Source organism: Tsukamurella pulmonis (assembly GCF_900103175.1).
GTDB lineage: Bacteria > Actinomycetota > Actinomycetes > Mycobacteriales > Mycobacteriaceae > Tsukamurella > Tsukamurella pulmonis.
Window position 1 is genome coordinate 3,954,111 of the sequence record NZ_FNLF01000002.1, and the last position, 17,823, is coordinate 3,971,933.

Annotated in this window: 17 protein-coding genes; 9 read left to right on the forward strand and 8 right to left on the reverse strand. The window is 72.6% G+C overall.

What is annotated here, in order from left to right:
* The first annotated feature begins 28 nt into the window (after positions 1-28).
* Positions 29-313, forward strand: coding sequence for a chorismate mutase (locus tag BLQ62_RS19385; protein WP_068524189.1), 285 nt, complete (start codon positions 29-31; stop codon positions 311-313).
* On the opposite strand, the gene BLQ62_RS19390 is transcribed toward BLQ62_RS19385, so the two are convergent.
* Positions 310-1,449, reverse strand: coding sequence for an FAD-dependent oxidoreductase (locus BLQ62_RS19390; RefSeq protein WP_068564532.1), 1,140 nt, complete (start codon positions 1,447-1,449; stop codon positions 310-312). The genes BLQ62_RS19385 and BLQ62_RS19390 overlap by 4 nt on opposite strands.
* A gap of 73 nt (positions 1,450-1,522) precedes the next feature.
* Here BLQ62_RS19390 and BLQ62_RS19395 point away from each other — a divergent pair, with 73 nt between their 5' ends.
* On the forward strand, positions 1,523-2,185 hold the full coding sequence (locus BLQ62_RS19395) for a TetR/AcrR family transcriptional regulator (protein WP_231857543.1): 663 nt from the start codon (positions 1,523-1,525) through the stop codon (positions 2,183-2,185).
* A 22-nt stretch (positions 2,186-2,207) separates the two neighbouring features.
* Here the strand turns inward: BLQ62_RS19395 and BLQ62_RS19400 are convergent, their stop codons facing one another.
* Entirely contained in the window at positions 2,208-3,671 is a 1,464-nt protein-coding gene (locus tag BLQ62_RS19400; protein ID WP_068564528.1) for an NAD-dependent succinate-semialdehyde dehydrogenase, read from the reverse strand.
* Between the two features lie 113 nt (positions 3,672-3,784).
* Here BLQ62_RS19400 and pgi point away from each other — a divergent pair, with 113 nt between their 5' ends.
* Positions 3,785-5,443, forward strand: coding sequence for a glucose-6-phosphate isomerase (gene pgi, locus BLQ62_RS19405; RefSeq protein WP_068564526.1), 1,659 nt, complete (start codon positions 3,785-3,787; stop codon positions 5,441-5,443).
* 41 nt (positions 5,444-5,484) lie between these two features.
* Positions 5,485-6,378: an NAD(P)-dependent oxidoreductase gene (locus BLQ62_RS19410; protein WP_068564524.1), complete on the forward strand. Its 894-nt coding sequence runs from the start codon at positions 5,485-5,487 to the stop codon at positions 6,376-6,378.
* 8 nt (positions 6,379-6,386) lie between these two features.
* Here the strand turns inward: BLQ62_RS19410 and BLQ62_RS19415 are convergent, their stop codons facing one another.
* The 3 genes from BLQ62_RS19415 to yczE form a co-directional block, all read right to left on the reverse strand.
* Positions 6,387-6,614 (reverse strand): hypothetical protein, encoded by a 228-nt coding sequence (locus BLQ62_RS19415; protein WP_068528242.1) that lies wholly within the window; start codon positions 6,612-6,614, stop codon positions 6,387-6,389.
* Between the two features lie 129 nt (positions 6,615-6,743).
* Positions 6,744-7,481 (reverse strand): SDR family oxidoreductase, encoded by a 738-nt coding sequence (locus BLQ62_RS19420; protein WP_068528239.1) that lies wholly within the window; start codon positions 7,479-7,481, stop codon positions 6,744-6,746.
* Complete coding sequence (yczE, locus tag BLQ62_RS19425) at positions 7,400-8,131, reverse strand: membrane protein YczE (RefSeq protein ID WP_068564522.1); 732 nt, start codon at positions 8,129-8,131, stop codon at positions 7,400-7,402. Before yczE ends, BLQ62_RS19420 begins: the two co-directional genes overlap by 82 nt.
* A gap of 61 nt (positions 8,132-8,192) precedes the next feature.
* On the opposite strand from yczE, the gene yczR reads away from it, so the two are divergent.
* The 4 genes from yczR to BLQ62_RS19445 all read left to right on the forward strand — a co-directional run bounded on the left by yczR (position 8,193) and on the right by BLQ62_RS19445 (position 12,259).
* Entirely contained in the window at positions 8,193-9,638 is a 1,446-nt protein-coding gene (gene yczR, locus BLQ62_RS19430) for a MocR-like transcription factor YczR (RefSeq protein ID WP_068528233.1), read from the forward strand.
* 74 nt (positions 9,639-9,712) lie between these two features.
* On the forward strand, positions 9,713-11,017 hold the full coding sequence (locus BLQ62_RS19435) for a phthiocerol/phthiodiolone dimycocerosyl transferase family protein (protein ID WP_139184258.1): 1,305 nt from the start codon (positions 9,713-9,715) through the stop codon (positions 11,015-11,017).
* Between the two features lie 27 nt (positions 11,018-11,044).
* A complete protein-coding gene (locus BLQ62_RS19440; protein ID WP_068564519.1) occupies positions 11,045-11,542 on the forward strand; it encodes a hypothetical protein in 498 nt (165 codons plus the stop codon).
* A 96-nt stretch (positions 11,543-11,638) separates the two neighbouring features.
* Positions 11,639-12,259, forward strand: coding sequence for a DoxX family protein (locus BLQ62_RS19445; protein WP_068564517.1), 621 nt, complete (start codon positions 11,639-11,641; stop codon positions 12,257-12,259).
* Between the two features lie 543 nt (positions 12,260-12,802).
* On the opposite strand, the gene efeB is transcribed toward BLQ62_RS19445, so the two are convergent.
* From efeB to BLQ62_RS19460, 3 genes are all read right to left on the reverse strand, one after another.
* The gene (efeB, locus tag BLQ62_RS19450; RefSeq protein WP_068564516.1) at positions 12,803-14,074 is read right to left on the reverse strand and encodes an iron uptake transporter deferrochelatase/peroxidase subunit; all 1,272 of its coding nucleotides are present in this window, start codon (positions 14,072-14,074) and stop codon (positions 12,803-12,805) included.
* Entirely contained in the window at positions 14,064-16,097 is a 2,034-nt protein-coding gene (efeU, locus tag BLQ62_RS19455) for an iron uptake transporter permease EfeU (RefSeq protein ID WP_068564514.1), read from the reverse strand. The genes efeB and efeU overlap by 11 nt, the downstream gene beginning before the upstream one ends.
* A gap of 76 nt (positions 16,098-16,173) precedes the next feature.
* A complete protein-coding gene (locus BLQ62_RS19460) occupies positions 16,174-17,046 on the reverse strand; it encodes a DNA-formamidopyrimidine glycosylase family protein (RefSeq protein ID WP_068528215.1) in 873 nt (290 codons plus the stop codon).
* A 22-nt stretch (positions 17,047-17,068) separates the two neighbouring features.
* Here BLQ62_RS19460 and BLQ62_RS19465 point away from each other — a divergent pair, with 22 nt between their 5' ends.
* Positions 17,069-17,821, forward strand: a complete 753-nt coding sequence (locus tag BLQ62_RS19465; protein WP_068564512.1) for a 3'(2'),5'-bisphosphate nucleotidase CysQ — start codon at positions 17,069-17,071, stop codon at positions 17,819-17,821.
* The last annotated feature ends 2 nt before the right edge of the window (positions 17,822-17,823 follow it).

The window sequence follows — 17,823 nt, forward strand, 5'->3', positions numbered from 1 at the left end:
GGTCCCGCGGCTGTGGAAAACTTGAGCCATGAGCACACCGGACGACACCGGCGCCGAGACGCCGCTCGCCGACGAGGAGATCCAGGCCCTGCGCGAGGAGATCGATCGCCTCGACGCCGAGATCCTGGCCGCGATCAAGCGCCGCAGCGAGGTCTCGCAGATCATCGGCCGCACGCGCATGGCGTCGGGCGGCACCCGCCTGGTGCACTCGCGCGAGATGAAGGTGCTCGAGCGGTTCTCGGAGCTGGGCCGCGAGGGGCACACCCTCGCGATGCTGCTCCTGCGCCTCGGCCGGGGGCCCCTGGGCCGCTAGTCCGACGGTCCGCGGTCCGGCATCGCCGTGAAGAACTCGACGAGCGCGTTCGGCGCGTCGTCACCGAGGAGCATGGTCGCCATCTCCTCCGCGGACGCCGCGGATTCCTCCGCGCGGTCGAACATCTCCCGCTCGTAGGCGGCGAGCGCGCCGTCGAGGTCGCCGGGGTTCTCGACGATGTGCCGGGCCAGCTCGGCACCGTCGAACAGCGCGATGTTGGCGCCCTCGCCGGCGGGCGGGCAGACGTGCGCGGCGTCGCCGACCAGCGTGACGCCGGGGACGTGCTCCCAGCGCAGGCCGACGGGCAGCGTGAAGAGCTTCCGCGGCACGAGCGGCGTATCGGATTCCCCGATCAGCCGGAGCAGCTCGCCCGACCAGCCCGGATACTCGGCGATCACGCGTTCGGGCGCCGACGGGTCCGTCCAGTCGATCCCGTCCGCCCACTCCTCCGGCACGTGCAGCTGCGCGTAGGTGTGGACGATGTCGCCGGCCTCGGCGTGCGTGCTGATCCCGCGGCCGGGCGCGAGGGCGAACATCGCGCCCTCCCCCGCGAGCTCGGCGATGCCCGGGTGGCTGCGACGGACGTCGTGCAGGTAGGTCTCGACGTAGGTGGTGCCGTAGTAGGCCGGCTTCGCGTCCGTCACCAGGGCGCGCACCTTGGACCAGGCACCGTCCGCCCCGACGAGGAGGCCGGTGGTGACGACGGTCCCGTCGGCGAAACTCACCTCGTGCCGTCCCCCGCCGAGCGCGCGCACCGCGACGACCTTGGCGCCCCAGCGGATCGCGTCCGCGGGCACCGCGTCGATGAGCAGTTGCCGCAGCTCCCCTCGGAGCACCTCGGGGCGGCCGCCGTCGCCGTCGTCCGGGAGATCGAGGAGGACGGTGCCGTCCTGCGCGAGGGCGCGCGTCGCCTCGCCGCCCTCGTGGATCAGCGCGCGGAACTGCGGGGTGAGTCCGGCCGCTTCGAGCGCGGCCTGGCCGTCGGCCTCGTGGATGTCGAGCTGCCCGCCCTGGGTGCGTGACATCGGCGTCGGCTCCGCCTCGTAGACGACGGCCGCGATCCCGTGCACGTGCAGGACGCGGGCGAGGGCGAGGCCGCCGAGCCCGGCGCCGATGATCGTGATGGGTGCCTCCATGGCGCTCCCCTTTCATTGGAACGGTGTTCCAATGAAGTTTGGAACACTGTTCCAGACATGTCAAGATGGGAGGGTGCCACCCCGCAGCCGCCGCACCGACGCCCTCACCCGCGACCGCATCGTGGACGCCGCGATCGCCCTGCTCGACGAGAGCGGCGCCGACGCGCTGACCTTCCGCGCCCTCGCCGGCGCCCTGCGGACCGGGAGCGGGGCGATCTACCATCACGTCGCCGGCAAGGACGAGCTCCTCGCCGCCGCGACCGACACGGTCCTGCGGCCGATCCTCGCCGCGCCCGCGGGCGCCGAGGAACCGCGCGAACGCATCCGCACGCTGGCGCTCACCCTGTTCGACGCGATCGACGAGCATCCATGGCTCGCCGCGCAGGTGATGGCCGATCCGGGCAGGCCGGCGAACCTGCTGCTCAGCGAGCGGATCGGCGGAGCAGTGCTGGCGATGGGCACGCCGGAGGCGGGTCTGTTCGACGCCGCCACCGCGGTCGTCGGCTACATCCTCGGGGCGGCGGCGCAGAACGCCGCCAACGCCCGCTCGGATCTCGCCCGCAGCGGGCCCAGCCGCGAGGACCTCCTGGGCGGCGTCGCCTCCCGCATCGAGCAGCTCGACCCGGACGAGTTCCCGTACCTGCACCGCATCGCCGCCACCTTGGCCCTGCACGACGACCGCACGCAGTTCCTCGCCGGACTGGACCTCCTGCTGACGGGCATCGAGGCCCGGTGACGACGGCGACGGTGACCGACGGCTACTGCAGCGCGATGTAGCGGGTCTCGAGGTACTCCTCGATGCCCTCGCTGCCGCCCTCGCGGCCGAAACCGGAGGCCTTCACACCGCCGAACGGCCCGGCGGGATCGGAGATGACGCCGCGGTTGACGCCGACCATGCCCGACTCGATCCGGTCGGCGACGCGCAGCGCCCGGTCGAGGTCGCGCGTGAAGACGTACGCGACCAGGCCGTACTCGGTGGCGTTGGCGGCGGCGATGCCCGCCTCCTCGTCGGTGAACGAGACGATGGGCGCGACGGGGCCGAAGACCTCCTCGGTGAGGATGCGGGCGTCGTCGGGGACGTCGGCGAGGATCGTCGGCGGGAAGAAGTGGCCGGGCCCCTCGGGCGCGACGCCGCCCAGGCGCAGCACGGCGCCCTTGGCGACGGCGTCCTGCACCAGCTCGGAGACGATCTCCTGCTGATCCGCGGAGACCAGCGGCCCGATCGTGACGCCGTCCTGCGTCCCCGGGCCCAGGACGTACTTCTTCATGCCCTCGACGAACTTGTCGGTGAACTCCTCGAGCACCGACGCGTGCACGTGGAAGCGGTTCGCGGCGGTGCAGGCCTCGCCGCCGTTGCGCAGCTTCGCCAGCAGCGCCTGCTCCACGGCGTGATCGACATCGGCGTCCTCGAAGACGACGAACGGCGCGTTGCCGCCGAGCTCCATCGACATGCGCAGGATGCCGTGCGCCGACTGCCCGATCAGCGTGCGGCCCACCTCGGTGGACCCGGTGAAGGTGACCTTGCGCAGCCGCGGGTCGGTGAACAGCGGGCCGGTCAGCGCGCCGGAGTGCGAAGTCGGCAGCACCGAGATCACACCGTCGGGGACGCCGGCCTCCTTGAGCACCTGCGCGAGCAGCAGCATCGTCAGCGGGGTCAGGCCCGCGGGCTTGATGATCATCGTGGCGCCGGCCGCGAGCGCCGGACCGATCTTGCGGGTGCCCATCGCGAGCGGGAAGTTCCACGGCGTGATCGCCAGGCACGGCCCGACGGGGGCCTTGCTCACCAGGATCCGGCCGGTGCCGGCGGGCGCGGGCGTGTACCGGCCGGCGACGCGCACGGCCTCCTCGGAGAACCAGCGGAAGAACTCCGCGCCGTAGCGCACCTCGTTGACGGACTCCGGCAGCGCCTTGCCCATCTCCAGCGTCATCAGCAGCGCGAAGTCGTCCGTGCGGGCCACGAGCCCCTCGTAGGCGGCGCGCAGGATCTCGGCGCGCTCGCGGGCGGGCGTCGCCGCCCAGGCGGGGCCGGCCGCGACGGCCGCGTCCAGGGCGGCGGCGCCGTCCTCGGGCGCGGCGTCCGCCACCTCGATCAGGACCTCCTCGGTGGCGGGGTCGTGCACCGGAAACGTTGCGCCGGTGCTCGAATCGCGGAACTCGCCGTTGACGAAGACCCCGGTGGGGATGCTGCCCAGGAGATCGCGGATGCGCTGCTCGGTTGCCATACCCGCCACCCTAACTCCGGCCCGAGCGCGCCCGCAGGGCGTTGTCCCGCACGTCACGAGCGGCGGCTCTCGCGAACCGCCCGCGCGAGCGCCGTGGACATTAGGCTGGCGCCATGAGCGAGAGCGACATCACCGCGTCCACCGCCTGGCGGGACCTCGTCGACCACCAGCGCGAGATCGCCGACACCACGTTGCGGGAGCTCTTCGCCGCCGATCCGCAGCGCGGAGCGGAGTTCGTGCTCGAGGTGGGCGACCTGTACATCGACTACTCCAAGCACCGCGTCACCCGCGAGACGCTGCGCCTGCTGACCGCACTGGCCGATGAGGCCGGGGTCACCGCCCGCCGCGACGCGATGTTCGCGGGCGAGCACATCAACGCCACCGAGGACCGGGCGGTGCTGCACACCGCGTTGCGCGCACCGTCGGGCCGCGCGCCGGAGGTGGACGGGCAGGACGTCAGTGGCGACGTGCACGCGGTGCTGGCGAAGATGGGCGCCTTCAGCGAGGAGGTGCGCGAGGGCCGCTGGCGCGGCGCGACGGGCGAGGCCATCACCGACGTGGTGAACATCGGCATCGGCGGCAGCGACCTGGGGCCCGCCATGGTCTACAAGGCCCTGCGCGCGTACGTCCAGCCCGGTCTCACCTGCCACTTCGTCTCCAACGTCGACCCGGCCGACGTCACGGCGACGCTGGCGCGCCTGAACCCGGCGACCACGCTGTTCATCGTCGCCTCGAAGACCTTCGGCACCCAGGAGACGCTCACCAACGCGCACGCCGCCAAGCGCTGGTTGCTCGACGGTCTCGGCTCCGGCGAGGAGGCGGTGGCCAAGCACTTCGTGGCCGTGTCCACCAACGCGGAGCGGGTGGCCGCCTTCGGGATCGACACCGCGAACATGTTCGGCTTCTGGGACTGGGTGGGCGGCCGCTACTCGGTGGATTCGGCGATCGGCCTGTCGGTGATGATCGCCGTCGGACCCGAGCGGTTCGCGGAGTTCCTCGGCGGCTTCCGCGCGGTGGACGAGCACTTCGCGACCGCGCCGATCGAGCAGAACGCACCGATCCTGTTGGGGCTCATCGGCCTCTGGTACTCCGACTTCTTCGGCGCGCAGTCGCGCGCGGTGCTCCCCTACTCGCAGGACCTGGCGCGCTTCCCCGCCTACCTGCAGCAGCTCACGATGGAGTCCAACGGCAAGTCGGTGCGCATCGACGGCACGCCCGTCACCGCCGCCACGGGCGAGATCTTCTGGGGCGAGCCGGGAACCAACGGGCAGCACGCCTTCTTCCAGCTGCTGCACCAGGGCACGCGCCTGGTCCCGGCCGACTTCCTCGGCTTCGCGCAGTCCACCGACGACCTGCCCACCACGGACGGCGTCGGCACCATGCAGGACCTACTGATGAGCAACCTGTTCGCCCAGACGAAGGTGCTGGCCTTCGGCAAGACCGCCGACGAGATCGCCGCGGAGGGAACGAATCCGGCCGTGGTGCCGCACAAGGTGATGCCGGGGAACCGGCCCACCACCACGATCCTCGCGCCGAAGCTCACGCCGTCGGTCGTGGGCCAGCTGATCGCGCTCTACGAGCACCAGGTGTTCACCGAGGCGGCGGTGTGGGGGATCAACGCCTTCGATCAGTGGGGCGTCGAGCTGGGCAAGGTGCAGGCGGGCGAACTGCTGCCCGTCATCGCGGCCGAGGACGCGCCCGCCGCCGATCTCGACTCGTCGACCGCGGCGCAGGTGCGCTGGTACCGCGGACAGCGCGGCCGCTCGGCCTGAACGGCGGCTTCGGCGGCCTCCGCGTTCGCTACGCTGCCCGCATGACGGACGTGCACCACCCCGCGAACGGGGTCGCGCTCGGCGTGATCGGGCTCGGCGCCATGGGCGCCCCCATGGCGCGCCACCTGGCGCGCGGGCACGGTCGCGTGCACATCACCGCCCGGCGCCCGCGCCCGGACCTCGTCGCCGACGGCGCCGTCCAGCACGCCGACGCCGCGGCGCTCGCGGCCGTCGCCGACGTGGTCCTGCTCATGCTGCCGGACCTGCCGGAGGTCGACGAGGTGCTGGCCGGCGGCCTGCTCGCAGGCGATCGGCCGCTGCTGGTGATCATCGGCTCCACATCGTCCGCTCCCGGCGTCCGCGCGCTCGCCGAGCGCCTGGACCGCGAGAGCGGTGGCCGGGTCCGGGTCGTCGACGCGCCGGTCTCCGGCGGCGAGGACGGTGCGATCGCCGGCACCCTGTCGATCATGATGGGCGGCACCGAGGAGGACTGCGCCCTGGCCGGGCGGGTCCTGGAGCCGTGCGGCACGCCGGTGCGGCTCGGGCCGCTCGGGGCGGGGCAGGTCGCCAAGGCGTGCAACCAGCTCGTCGTCGCCGCGACGATCGCCGCGCTGGGCGAGGCGACGGTGCTGGCCGATCGGTCCGGGATCGACCTGCGGACCCTGTGGGACCTGCTCGGCGGGGGCTACGCCGCCTCGCGCTTGCTGGACACGCGCAAGGAGAAGCTGATCACGGGCGACGACGCCCCGTCGGGGATGGCGAAGTACCTGCTCAAGGACCTCCGCTCGGGAGCGGAGGTCGCCGCGGCGACCGGGACGCACGCGGCGCTGCTGCCGGCGCTCCTGGCCGAGTTCGAGGAGCTCGTGGACGCCGGGCTGGGCGAGCGGGACATGGCCGTCACCCGGCGGTTCGTGGCCGAGCGGGAACCGGGCTGACGGACGACTCAGGGCGCCGTCGGGATGTGCCAGGTGCCGTCGCTGTTGCAGCTGAGCACGAAGCCCTGGTTGCGCTCGAGCGCCAGCTTGCCGACGGGGTACCCGGCGCAGCTCTCGCCGATGCTGCCGCGGGCGTAGTCGTCGATGTCCGGGTCGGCGTGGGCGGGGGCCGCTGCGAGGATCAGGGCTGCTCCCGCTGCGGAGGCGATCGTGGCTGTCGTGATGAATGTGCGCATTTCGCACCACCTTTCGTCCCTTCTCACGCTAGGAACGACGGCGGCGCGGCACATCCGGGCCGGTCCCCCAGATTCGGGGCGGGGTCTCAGGGCTGAGCCCCTAGCCCGTCCGGGGGATCCGCGCGGGAGTCAGATCAGGCGGCGGGTGAGCTCGTCGGGGGCGTGGCGCAGCACGGCGCCCAGCGGGGTCCACGGCCACGACGGGACCGCGGCCTCCTTCGGCTCCCGGTCGATGGCCTTGACCAGTGCCTTCACCCCGTCGTCGAGGGAGGACTTCATCGACGTCTTGACGCCCTTGTTGATGTCGGTCTCGATGAAGCCCGGCTTGATGACGGTGACGGTGATGTCGCTGCCCGCGAACTCCGCCTGCAGCCCCTCCCCGAGCGCGGTGAGACCGGCCTTGCTGGCGGAGTAGGCCGCCTGCGCCTTGGGCATGCCGCGCTGTCCGGCGATGGAGCTGATGAGGACCAGATGGCCGCGGCCCTGCGCGCGGAACACCTCGAGCACCGCCTCGGCCTGCGCGAGCGCGCCGGTGAGGTTGGTCTGCACGGTCTCCAGGTTGGCGTGCGCCTTGCCCGTGCCGAGCGGCGCGCCCTTGCCGATGCCGGCGTTGATGATCGCGCGGTCGAGGCCGCCGAGCCGCTCCACCACGTCGGCGATCGCGACCGGCACGGCGGCGAAGTCCGTCACGTCGAGCCGGCCGATCTCCACCGCGCCCGCCTTGGGGCAGGAGCTGAGCTCGGCGCGCAGGCCCTCCAGCCGGTCGAGGCGCCGGGCGAGGAGCCCTACGTCCTCGCCGCGCTCCGCATACGTCCGAGCCATGCCTTCGCCGAGACCGGAGCTCGCTCCGGTGATGAGGATCCGCATTCCCCCACCTTATCCACGCCGTGGGCGTCCGGGCCGGTGGCGGGAGCGCCGTGCGCGTCGCCCCCGCGGGCCAGGGCCGGACCGCCGAGCCCGGTGCGCGCGAACAGCTGGATCAGCGGGCCGACGCCGACCGCGTAGAGCACGGTGCCGATGCCGAGGGTGCCGCCGAGCAGGAAGCCGACGACCACGACGAGGACCTCCATCGACGTGCGCACCACCCGCACCGAGCCGCCCGTGCGGGCCACGAGCCCCGTCATCAGGCCGTCGCGCGGGCCGGGCCCCATGCCGGCGCCGATGTAGAGCACCGTCGCGAAGGCGTTGAGGACGATGCCGCCGAGCATCATCGGGATCGCCACGACCAGGGCGGGGTTCTCCGGGAACAGCGGCGCCATGGTGTCGAACGCGACGCCGATGACGATCACGTTGGCGACGGTGCCGAAGCCCGGCTTCTGCCGGATCGGGATCCACGCCAGCAGCACCAGCGCGCCGACGATGATCGAGACCACGCCGACCGACAGCCCGATCTTCTCCGCGAGCCCCTGGTGCAGCACGTCCCACGGCATGTTGCCGAGGCCGGCGCGCAGGATCGCCACCATCGCCGTGCCGTAGAGCCACAGGCCCACGAACAACTTCCCGAGTCGCATCATCATGACACCCACTGTGTCGCCAAGTGGCATGACAATCCATAGCCAGTTCTGAGATACTGGCCCCATGTTCCCGTCAACTGGCACTGTCGGCGCGGCCGCCCTGGTCCGTCAGCTCGGCTCCTGGAAGCCCGACGGTCCGCGTCCCGCGTACCTCGCCCTCGCCGAGGCGCTGCGCCTGCTGGTGCTGGACGGGCGGGTCCCCGTCGGGACCGCGCTGCCGAGCGAGCGCGCCCTCGCCGCACACCTCGAGGTCAGCCGCACGACGGTGACCACCGCCTACGCCGAGCTGCGCGACAGCGGCCACCTGCAGTCGCGGCAAGGCGCGCGCAGCGTGCTCACGCTCCCGCACGCCGTGCCCGCCGAACCCGCGGACACGGGCCCGGAGGCCGACCTGATCCGGCTGAACATCGCGGCACCGTCGGCCCCGGACCAGATCGTGCACGACGGCTACCGGCACGCCCTCGACTGCGCGCCGCCCTACCTCGCGGGCATCGGCCTGTACCCGGGCGGCGTGCGCGCACTGCGCGAGTCGATCGCCCGGCGCTACACCGAACGCGGCCTGCCGACCGCCGAGGAGCAGATCCTGGTGACCTCCGGCGCGCAGCACGCACTGCGGGTCGTGCTGGACACCCTGGTGCACCCGGGCGACCGCGTGGTGATCGAGCAGCCCACGCACCACGGGACGATCCTCGCGCTGCGCCGGCACAACGCGCGGCCGGTCGCGGTGGGGCTGCACCCCGAACTCGGCTGGGACCTCGATCAGCTCGAGGCCGTGGTCAAGCAGCAGAATCCGCGGATCATCTTCACCATCCCCGACTTCCACAACCCCACCGGGCTGCTGCTCGACGAGGCCGGCCGGCGGCGGCTCGGCGAGATCTCGGCGCGCTACCGCGTGCCCGTCGTGGTCGACGAGACGATGGCCGAACTGGCCCTCGACGTTCCCGCGCCGCCGCCGGTGGCGGCCTTCGCGCCCCGCGGCGCCCGGATCATCACGCTCGGCTCGGCGAGCAAGACCATCTGGGCGGGCCTGCGGGTGGGCTGGATCCGGGCGGAGAGCGCGCCGGATTCAATGACCGCCGCCCGCTACGACATGGACCTCGCCGGCGCGGTCTTCGAGCAGCTCGCCGCGGGTTACGCCCTCGATCACCTGGCGGACTTCCTCCCCGGACGGCTGGACTCCCTGCGGGCGTCCCGCGCCGTGGCGCAGCGCGCCGTCGCCGAGCACCTGCCCGGGGCGGCGGTCTCCCCCGGCGTCGGCGGGCTGTGCCTGTGGGTGACGCTGCCGCGGCCGGTCGGGACCGCGACCGCCGCGGCCGCGGCCGCGCTCGGGGTGCGCATCGCCGCCGGTTCCGCCTTCGGGGTCGACGGTGCGCTCGAGCGCAATATCCGCATCCCCTATTCGCTGCCCGCCGACCAGCTCGAGCGCGCGATCGAACTGGTGGGCGCGGCGTACCGTCGCGCGACGGGCGGCGCGAGCGTGCCGGATCTGGCGGGGCAGCTGGTGGTGTAGCGGCTCGCCGCATCGGTATGCGTCCGGTCACACATCGTGGCGCGGCGCGGTCGGCGCGCCCTATCGTCGGATACATGACGACCGCAACTAACTTGTCTGCGCCGCACTCGGTCATCCGCGAGCTGGCGGCCACGGAGTCGTTCTTCCTGCTGGGCGACGGCATGTACGTCGGCTACGGCGTGCGCGCCGAGGGGCCGCTGGACCTGGACGCGCTGCGGGGCGCCGCCGCGCGCCTCGTCGACGCCCACCCCGCCCTGCGCGCCCGGATCGCGGCCGACGCTCCCGCCGGCTCGGCGCCCGGCGGCGCGCTCGCGGGCGGCACCTTCGTGGCCGGAGACGAGCGGAACGTCACCCCCGTCACCGAGAGCGCCGGCCCCACCGACGGCACCGCACCCCTCCCCGACCTCGACCTGGCGCAGGGCAGCGCCCTCGCCGGAGTCCACGTGGTGACCGATCCCGACGGCGGACGGCTGGTCCACCTCCTCGTGCACCACGCCCTCGCGGACGGCCACCACGCGCTGGCACTACTGCAGTCGCTGTGGCGCGCCTACACCGCGATCGTCACGGGGGCCGACGACCCCCTCGATGCCCGCACCGACTTCCCGAAGCCGCTCGAGCAGTTCCTCACCGAGCGCGGCTACCCCACCGCCGCCGAGGAGCCGATCGAGGCCCCGCCGCTGCCGCCGCTCCCGGAGGGCGTTCCCGCCGCGGCGCCCGCGCCGGCGGATGCACCTGCGCTGCACCGGATCCAGCTCTCGCGCGAGGAGAGCGCCGCGCTCATCGCGTACGGCCACCGCACGGGACGCACCGTCAATCAGCTGGTGTCGGCCGCGTTCGTCGCCGCCACGGCCGCGGCTCGCGGGCTCGGACTCACCGGCGTCGTCTACGGCTACCCCGTGGACCTGCGTCGCCGATTGGGCGAACCCGCGGCCGATTTCACCGAGATCACCAACGCGTTGGGCATGGCGTTCTTCCAGGCCGATGCCGACGAGGCGGGCCTCGACGAGCTCGCCGCACAGGTCGGCGACGGCCTCGCCCGCGATCTCGCGGCGGGCACCGTGCAGCGGCCGATGTCCGTCGGCGCCGCGATGGCGCCGCCCGCGGACGGCGCCGTCGCGATCCTCACCAACTGGGGGCCGGTGCCGCACCTGCCCACCCCACCGGGGCTGACGCTCACCGACTTCCATCCGGCCCTGCACCTCGCGGGGGGCGCGCCGTCGGACACCGCGATGTGGGACGCCGTCGCCGCGACGCTGACCATCGGTATCGTCTCGTCGTTCCAGGGACGCCTGAGCATCGACGTCTCCGGCGCGACCCTCCCCGACTCCCTCCTCCCCGAGACCCTCCGCAACCTGCGCGCGTTCACCCTCGACGAATAGTGACTAGCGAAGCTGTACATTCGCTTTGTGAATACCGCCCCGGGGCATCCGAATCCGCTGTTCCACTACCGCTCGGCGACATGGGTCGTACGCCTCAACCTCGCGGCCCACCTCGGGTACATCTGCGCGATTGCGTGGGTCTGGCTCGCGAGCGACGCACCCCGCGTCGCAACCACCGGCGTGCTCGTCGGACTCTTCGCCCTCGCCACAGCGGCGTGCGTGATCCAGGCCGTGACAACGGGGAGCGAGCACAACGGTGAGCCCGACTACTACGCCCAGGACCGCGATGGAACGTGGAAGCCGCTCGTCTCGCTGATCAGCACGCGCGACGCGCTGGCGAGCCTCGGCCTCGGCATCACGCTCCTCACATTCTTGATCACCGGCGTCTATCTGAAACAGCACGGACCGTCCGTCGTCGAAGTCGTGGCATTCATCGGGTACACGGCCGTCTCGAACGCCGCGGTCTGGGTGACCCTCCGCCACATCTCCTCGTATCGACAGCGGCACTCGACCGGGCAGGCGTGACGTCCACCACATTCGCGACGCTCCGGAATCATCGGGACCGCGGTCCGGTTGAGCCGTACGGAACCGACGATCTCCGCTGGAAGGGACACCAGAGACATGGGACAGAACAACACCGCACGTGACCTCGGGCTTCTCGCCCTGCGCACCGCCGTCGGCGGGGCGCTGGCCTACCACGGCGCGCAGAAGCTGTTCGGAGCCTTCGGCGGCGGCGGGTTGGACGCGACCGCCCAGGGCTTCGAGTCGATGGGCTTCGCCCCCGGCAAGCCGAACGCCGCTCTCGCGGGTGCGGGCGAGCTGGCCGGTGCCGCGCTCGCGCTCGGTGCCGCGACCCCGCTGGCCGCCGCCGGCGGCGTGGGCGCGATGCTGGTCGCCGCCGAGGTGCACCGCCCGCAGGGCTTCGCCGCGCAGAGCGGCGGCAACGAGTACCCGGTCACCCTCGGCGTCGCCGCGGCCGCGCTGGCACTGACGGGCCCCGGCAAGTACTCCGTCGACCACCTGCTGGGCGATCGCCTGAACAAGCCGTGGCTCGCCGCGGTCGCGCTGGGCGGCGCCGTCGCCGGCGGCGCGGCCACCATCGTGCGCCGCAACGCCGCGCTCGCGCAGGCCGAGGCCGTGTCCCAGGCCATCGAGGACGAGGCGGCCGAGGGCGATGTCATCCTCGGCGATTACAACCCGGAGACGGGCAGGAACGACGGCGCGGACAAGCTCATCAAGTAGTCCCGCCGTCGCGGCACTCACCTGCCGCGAACAGCGCGTGCCGCCGCCCCTCACCCGGGGGCGGCGGCATCGTCGTGTGTGGGGCACCCGGCTCAGGATGTCGAGTTCTGCGGCGTCGCAGGTGCGCTGGAACACCTCCACCGCCGCAGAATCCGACATCGTGAGAGTCCCGGTGGTTGCGCGGGGCTTGCGGGGCGGGGCGCCGGGTGCAGCTGCCACGTGCGGGTACACGTGACGAATCGGGTGCGGATGCGTGCCCGCACCCGAAATGCGTCAGCGCACCCGGCATGCCGGGTGCTACCGGGTGACACGGGTGCGAGCAGGCATTGCGCAGGCGTCTTTGCGGCCCACCGCTTCGGCCGATGGCACGCTACTGCCGCGAATTCCGGGTCGGCGCAGCGTCGTGCACCCCGGCGCGGCCATGCGTGCCACGCGTCGCTCACAGCCGAGAAACCCACCCTGAACTGGGCGAATCACGCCATGCGCGGCACGCATGGCTTTCGCGAAGACCACCGCCCCCTCAGGACGCCCTCCCCGCACCGCTCAGCGGAACAGGCCGGCCCCCAGGAAGTCCGACTCATCCCGCACCCCGGGGACGGCGAAGAAGTAGCCGCCACCGAACGGGGTCACGTAATCGGTGAGCGGCTCGTCGATCAGGCGCTTCTGCACCTCCTCGAACTGCGCCTCGACGTCCTGCTGGAAGCACAGGAAGACGTGGCCGCAGGCCATGTTGCCGTTCATGTCCAGGCCCAGGTCGTAGTTGTACGACCGGCGCACCAGGCGCTGCTTCTCCGTCTTCTCCCCCTCGCGCGGGTTCGCGAGGCGGATGTGCGAGTCCATGGGGATCACGTCGCCCTCGGGGTCGGCGGCGTAGTCGGGCTCGTCGGCCTCGGCGGCGCCGTCGAGCGGGGCACCGGAGTCGCGGCGACGCCCGAACATGCCCTCCTGCTCCGCGATCGAGACCCGGTCCCAGAACTCGACCATCATCCGGATCAGCCGCACCACGAAGTACGTGCCACCCTCGGTCCATGCCGGCTCGCCGGCTCCGTTCGTGGGGTCCACCCAGATCAGCTCCTCGGCCTGCGACCCCACGGGGTTCGCGCTGCCGTCCTTGAACCCCATGAGGTTCCGCGCCGCGCCCTCGGGCCGCGGCGGCGCGCCGTAGCCCTGCATCTTCCACCGCAGCTGCATCGCGCCGCGCGTGTGCTTGGCGATGTCGCGCAGCGCGTGGTGCACGGTGTCGGGGTTGTTGGCGCAGAACTGCAGCACCAGGTCGCCGTGCATCTGCGCGGGATCGGGCTGATCGTTGGGGAAGACGGTCATCGGCTTGAGCTTCGCGGGCTTGCGCGCACCCAGCCCGAACCGATCGTCGAACAGCGACGAGCCCACGCCGAGCGTGATGGTCAGCCCGTCGGCGGGGACCACCGGCCCCAGCACGGCACTGTCGGCGGGCGGCTTGCCCACACCCAGGTTCGCGGGGGTGCCGCCCGCGGTGAGGAACCGCGCGCGGTCGGTGATCGTCCGCAGCAGCTTCTCCAGGCCCGCGCGATCGGTGATCACGTCGAACGCCGCGACCATGAGCGCCGCCTGCTTCTCGGCGGGCGCCGGCGTCAGGATCCCGGACTGGTGCTCCCCCTCGAACGGGTAGGACTCGCGCACCGTCGGGCCCGAGGACTGCGCGGCGTCGCTCCGCGCGCCCCCGACGAGCAGCCCACCCACGGCGGCCACGCCCACGGCGCCGACCGCAGTGCCCTGCAGGAACTTCCGCCGCCCGGTCCCGGACTCCTCCGGCGCGGTCTTCTGCTCATCGCTCATGCTTAGGGATCTCCAGGAGGTTGGGCACGGCGGACAGGGTCTCGAGGGCCTGCCCGACGGTGCCGTTGATCTTCTGCCGCAGCGCCAGGGGCGGCGCCTCCAGCGGCGGGTAGGTGCCGTCGGGCCGCTTGACGGCGTCGAGGGCCGTGGCGATGTCGTCCAGTTCGCGGCGCGCCGTGGGCAGCAGGTCGGGCACGCGGGGCGCGAGCAGCGGCTCGAGCACGCGGAGCACGGCGCGGGTGGCCTCGACGTCGGCCGCGGTGGCGGCGTAGCCGGCGTGCGCGCCCTGGTCGCTGACGCCCGTGAGGTGGTCGCGCAGCGCGTCCTCGAGGATCTCCTGGGCGCGCTTGGTGAGCGTGATCGGATCGCCGGCGATGTCGTCGGTGCGCAGGTCGGTGCGCACCTTCGTCAGGCCCTCGAGGGTCGTGTCGACCTGGGCGGTCAGGGTCGCCGACGGTTCGCCGGTCCACAGCCCGTGCTCGATGCGCCGGATGCCGGAGAACCCCGCATCGCGCACGCCGTCGGCGAAACCGTCGGGCAGGCCCGCGACGGCGGTGCCCGCCTCGCCGAAGCTGTTGTACGAGGCGCCGACCTTCTCCCACGCGGTCATGGCGTCGAGCCAGGCGGCCTTGGCGCCCGCGGTGTCGCCGCCGCCGAGCGCGGCCTTCACGCGGTTCAGCGCGGACTCGACGGCGGGCAGCACCGTCAGCACGTAGTCCTGGTACTTCGCGTTGGCCCCGTCGAGGTCGTCCTTGGTGACCCGCGCGACGGGCTTCGGCGCATCGCCCGCGCCGCCGGTCACCGTGAACTGCTCGGAGCGGGTCTCCTTCTGGCCGGCGAGGTAGCAGACGAACCGATAGCTGCCGCCCGCCAGCGTCGCCGACAGATCGGCGGTGGTGGCGGGGCCGAGGGTCTCGATCTCGCCGACGACGGCGTCGCCGCTGTCGACGAGCGTGATCTCGCCGGACCTGCCGGACTTGTTGGTCACGGTGATCCGCTGCTGACCGGCGGTGGCACCGGTGAAGCCGCGCGCGCAGTCCGCCTCGGTGACGGTGACCGCGCCCGCGGCGGCGGGCTTGGCGGGCAGGATCGCGATGATCAGGCCCGCGACGAGCAGCGGCACCAGCACGACGACCGCGGCCGCGAGGCCGGTGCGCGCGCCGGCGAGGCGCGCGGCCCAGGCCTCGAAGCGTCCCTTCTCCCCGGGCGTCGCCGGCGCGGGCTTCGTACCGAGGAAGATCCCGAGCACGACCACCAGGTAGGCGAGCCACGCGAACACCTGCAGCACCGTCATCTTCGGCGCGAGGTTGGTGATCCCGCCGATCAGCGCCACCCACCACGAGTCGGTACTGATGCTGCCGGACAGGTCGAAGGCGATCCAGGTGCGGCCGGGCAGGACGCCGGCGTTCTGCAGGTCGCCGAGGCCGTAGGCGAGCACGCCCGCGGCCACGACGATGAGCAGGATCGCGGTGTACCGGAAGAACGTGGCGAGGTTGAGCCGCACGGCCTGCCGGTAGAGCAGCACGCAGATCCCGAAGGCCACCGCGAGGCCGAGCGCCGCGCCGACGGCCGGGGCCACGGCGTCGCCCGACGCGCGGGCCGCGGTCCACAGGAACAGCGTGGTCTCCAGCCCCTCGCGCGCGACGGCGAAGAACGCGGTGAGCACGAGCGCGCCCGCGCCGAGCACCATCGCGGTCTCGACGTCGGCGCGCAGCCCCTTCGACAGCGACGCCGCGGTGCGCCGCATCCAGAAGATCATCATCGTCACGAGCAGCACCGCGAGCACGCTCAGCGTCCCCGCGACCACCTCACGCGCGGTGGCCGAGAGCTCCGACGTGGTGAACGTCAGCACCGCACCGAAACTCACCGACAACGAGGCCGCGCCCAGCGCGCCCAACCACACCGGCATCCGCGAACCGCCCGACTTCTTCACGGCGGCGAGCAGGATGCTCACGATCAGTCCCGCTTCCAGGCCTTCACGCAGGCCGATCAGGAAGTTCGGGACGGCATCACCCCAGTTCATGGGTAGAAGGTAAGGCACGCCTTCGCCGGGCGCGACGCCAACGTCCCAGCTCAGGGCGTTTCGGGCGATATGCGCCCTACTTGAGCAGCTTGGACATCCGACGGTCCGCCAGCACCTTGCCGCCCGTCTGGCAGGTGGCGCAGTACTGGAAGGAGCGGTCCGCGAAGGAGACCTCGCGCACCACATCGCCGCAGACGGGGCACGGGCTGCCGGTGCGGGCGTGCACCTTCATCCCGGAGCGCTTCTCCGCCTTGAGCGTGGCGACGTGCTGCCCGACGGACCGCTGCACCGCGTCCTCGAGTTCGGACCGCATGGCGGCGTACAGGGCGTCGACCTGTGCCTCGTCCAGCGATCTCGCCGCGGCGAAGGGCGAGAGCTTCGCGGTGTGCAGGATCTCGTCGGAGTAGGCGTTGCCGATCCCGGCGATCGTGCGCTGATCCCGAAGCAGGGTTTTGAGCTGCGCCTTCGAGCCGGCGAGGATCGCGCCGAACTCGTCACGGGTGATCTCCAGCGCGTCCGGTCCGAGCGTCGCGACCATCTCGATCTCGCTCGGATCGTGCACGATCCACACCGCGAGCCGCTTCTGCGTGCCCGCCTCGGTGAGGTCGAACCCCTCCCCCTCGGGCCCGACGTGCACGCGCAGCGCGATGGGCGACTTGCCGCCGGGCCGCAGCGGCGTGGGCGAGAGCTTGTCGGACCAGCGCAGCCAGCCGGCGCGGGAGAGGTGCACCACGAGGGCGAGATCCTCGTCGCCCTTGCGCGCATCGAGGACGAAGTACTTGCCGATCCGGCGCGTGCCGGTCACGGTGGCGCCCACCAGGTCGTGCGGGCCCGGCGCGTAGGTCTTGAGTACGGACAGGGCGGCCACGTCGACCCGCCGGACCTGCGTGCCGACGGCCTTGGCGCCCACGTAGTCCGCGATCGCGGTGATCTCCGGAAGTTCGGGCATGGCTCCAATCTAATGTGGGGGGATGATCTTCTTCGGCCCTTCCGAGGGCGGCGCCCTGTCCGACATCGACCTCGCGTCCGAGATCGCCGACGGTGCCGGCCGGATCCTGCAGGCCATCCGGCACGGGGAGCTGCTCGACGACGCCGTCCTAGGTGACACCGGCGACCGGCTCGCGCAGGCGTGGATCGCCCGGGTGCTGCGTCGTTACCGGCCGCAGGACGCGGTGCTCTCGGAGGAGGCGCCCGACTCCGCCGAGCGGCTCTCGGCCGAGCGGGTGTGGGTCATCGATCCGCTCGACGGCACCCGCGACTACGCCGTGCACCGCCCCGATTACGCCGTGCACGTCGCGCTGACGCAGGGCGGGCAGCCCGTGCACAGTGCGGTCGCGCTACCCGCGCTCGGGCAGGTCTTCCGCTCGGACACCGTGACCCCGCCGACCGGCGAGCTGACCGGCAACCTCGCCCTGTCGCGCAGCCGCGCGACGCCGGGCATGTTCCGCGTCGCCGATCAGCTCGGGCTCACGCCGGTCTCGCTGGGATCGGCCGGGGTGAAGGCGATGGCCGTCGTCACCGGGCGGGTGGACGTGTACCTGCACGCGGGCGGCCAGTACGAGTGGGACTCCTGCGCACCGGTCGGCGTCGCGCGGGCCGCCGGGTTGCACTGCTCGCGGCTCGACGGCAGCGAGCTGACCTACAACAACTCCGATCCGTACCTCCCCGACCTGGTGATCTGCCGCCCCGAGTTGGCGGAGAAGGTCCTCGCGGCGCTGAACTGACC

Bases quoted from the DNA above. Each gene is read 5' to 3' on its own strand.
- BLQ62_RS19385 (WP_068524189.1), top strand. From the start codon at position 29: ATGAGCACACCGGACGACACCGGCGCCGAGACGCCGCTCGCCGACGAG.
- BLQ62_RS19390 (WP_068564532.1), bottom strand. From the start codon at position 1,449: ATGGAGGCACCCATCACGATCATCGGCGCCGGGCTCGGCGGCCTCGCC.
- BLQ62_RS19400 (WP_068564528.1), bottom strand. From the start codon at position 3,671: ATGGCAACCGAGCAGCGCATCCGCGATCTCCTGGGCAGCATCCCCACC.
- pgi (WP_068564526.1), top strand. From the start codon at position 3,785: ATGAGCGAGAGCGACATCACCGCGTCCACCGCCTGGCGGGACCTCGTC.
- BLQ62_RS19410 (WP_068564524.1), top strand. From the start codon at position 5,485: ATGACGGACGTGCACCACCCCGCGAACGGGGTCGCGCTCGGCGTGATC.
- BLQ62_RS19415 (WP_068528242.1), bottom strand. From the start codon at position 6,614: ATGCGCACATTCATCACGACAGCCACGATCGCCTCCGCAGCGGGAGCA.
- BLQ62_RS19420 (WP_068528239.1), bottom strand. From the start codon at position 7,481: ATGCGGATCCTCATCACCGGAGCGAGCTCCGGTCTCGGCGAAGGCATG.
- yczE (WP_068564522.1), bottom strand. From the start codon at position 8,131: ATGATGATGCGACTCGGGAAGTTGTTCGTGGGCCTGTGGCTCTACGGC.
- yczR (WP_068528233.1), top strand. From the start codon at position 8,193: ATGTTCCCGTCAACTGGCACTGTCGGCGCGGCCGCCCTGGTCCGTCAG.
- BLQ62_RS19435 (WP_139184258.1), top strand. From the start codon at position 9,713: ATGACGACCGCAACTAACTTGTCTGCGCCGCACTCGGTCATCCGCGAG.
- BLQ62_RS19445 (WP_068564517.1), top strand. From the start codon at position 11,639: ATGGGACAGAACAACACCGCACGTGACCTCGGGCTTCTCGCCCTGCGC.
- efeB (WP_068564516.1), bottom strand. From the start codon at position 14,074: ATGAGCGATGAGCAGAAGACCGCGCCGGAGGAGTCCGGGACCGGGCGG.
- efeU (WP_068564514.1), bottom strand. From the start codon at position 16,097: ATGAACTGGGGTGATGCCGTCCCGAACTTCCTGATCGGCCTGCGTGAA.
- BLQ62_RS19460 (WP_068528215.1), bottom strand. From the start codon at position 17,046: ATGCCCGAACTTCCGGAGATCACCGCGATCGCGGACTACGTGGGCGCC.
- BLQ62_RS19465 (WP_068564512.1), top strand. From the start codon at position 17,069: ATGATCTTCTTCGGCCCTTCCGAGGGCGGCGCCCTGTCCGACATCGAC.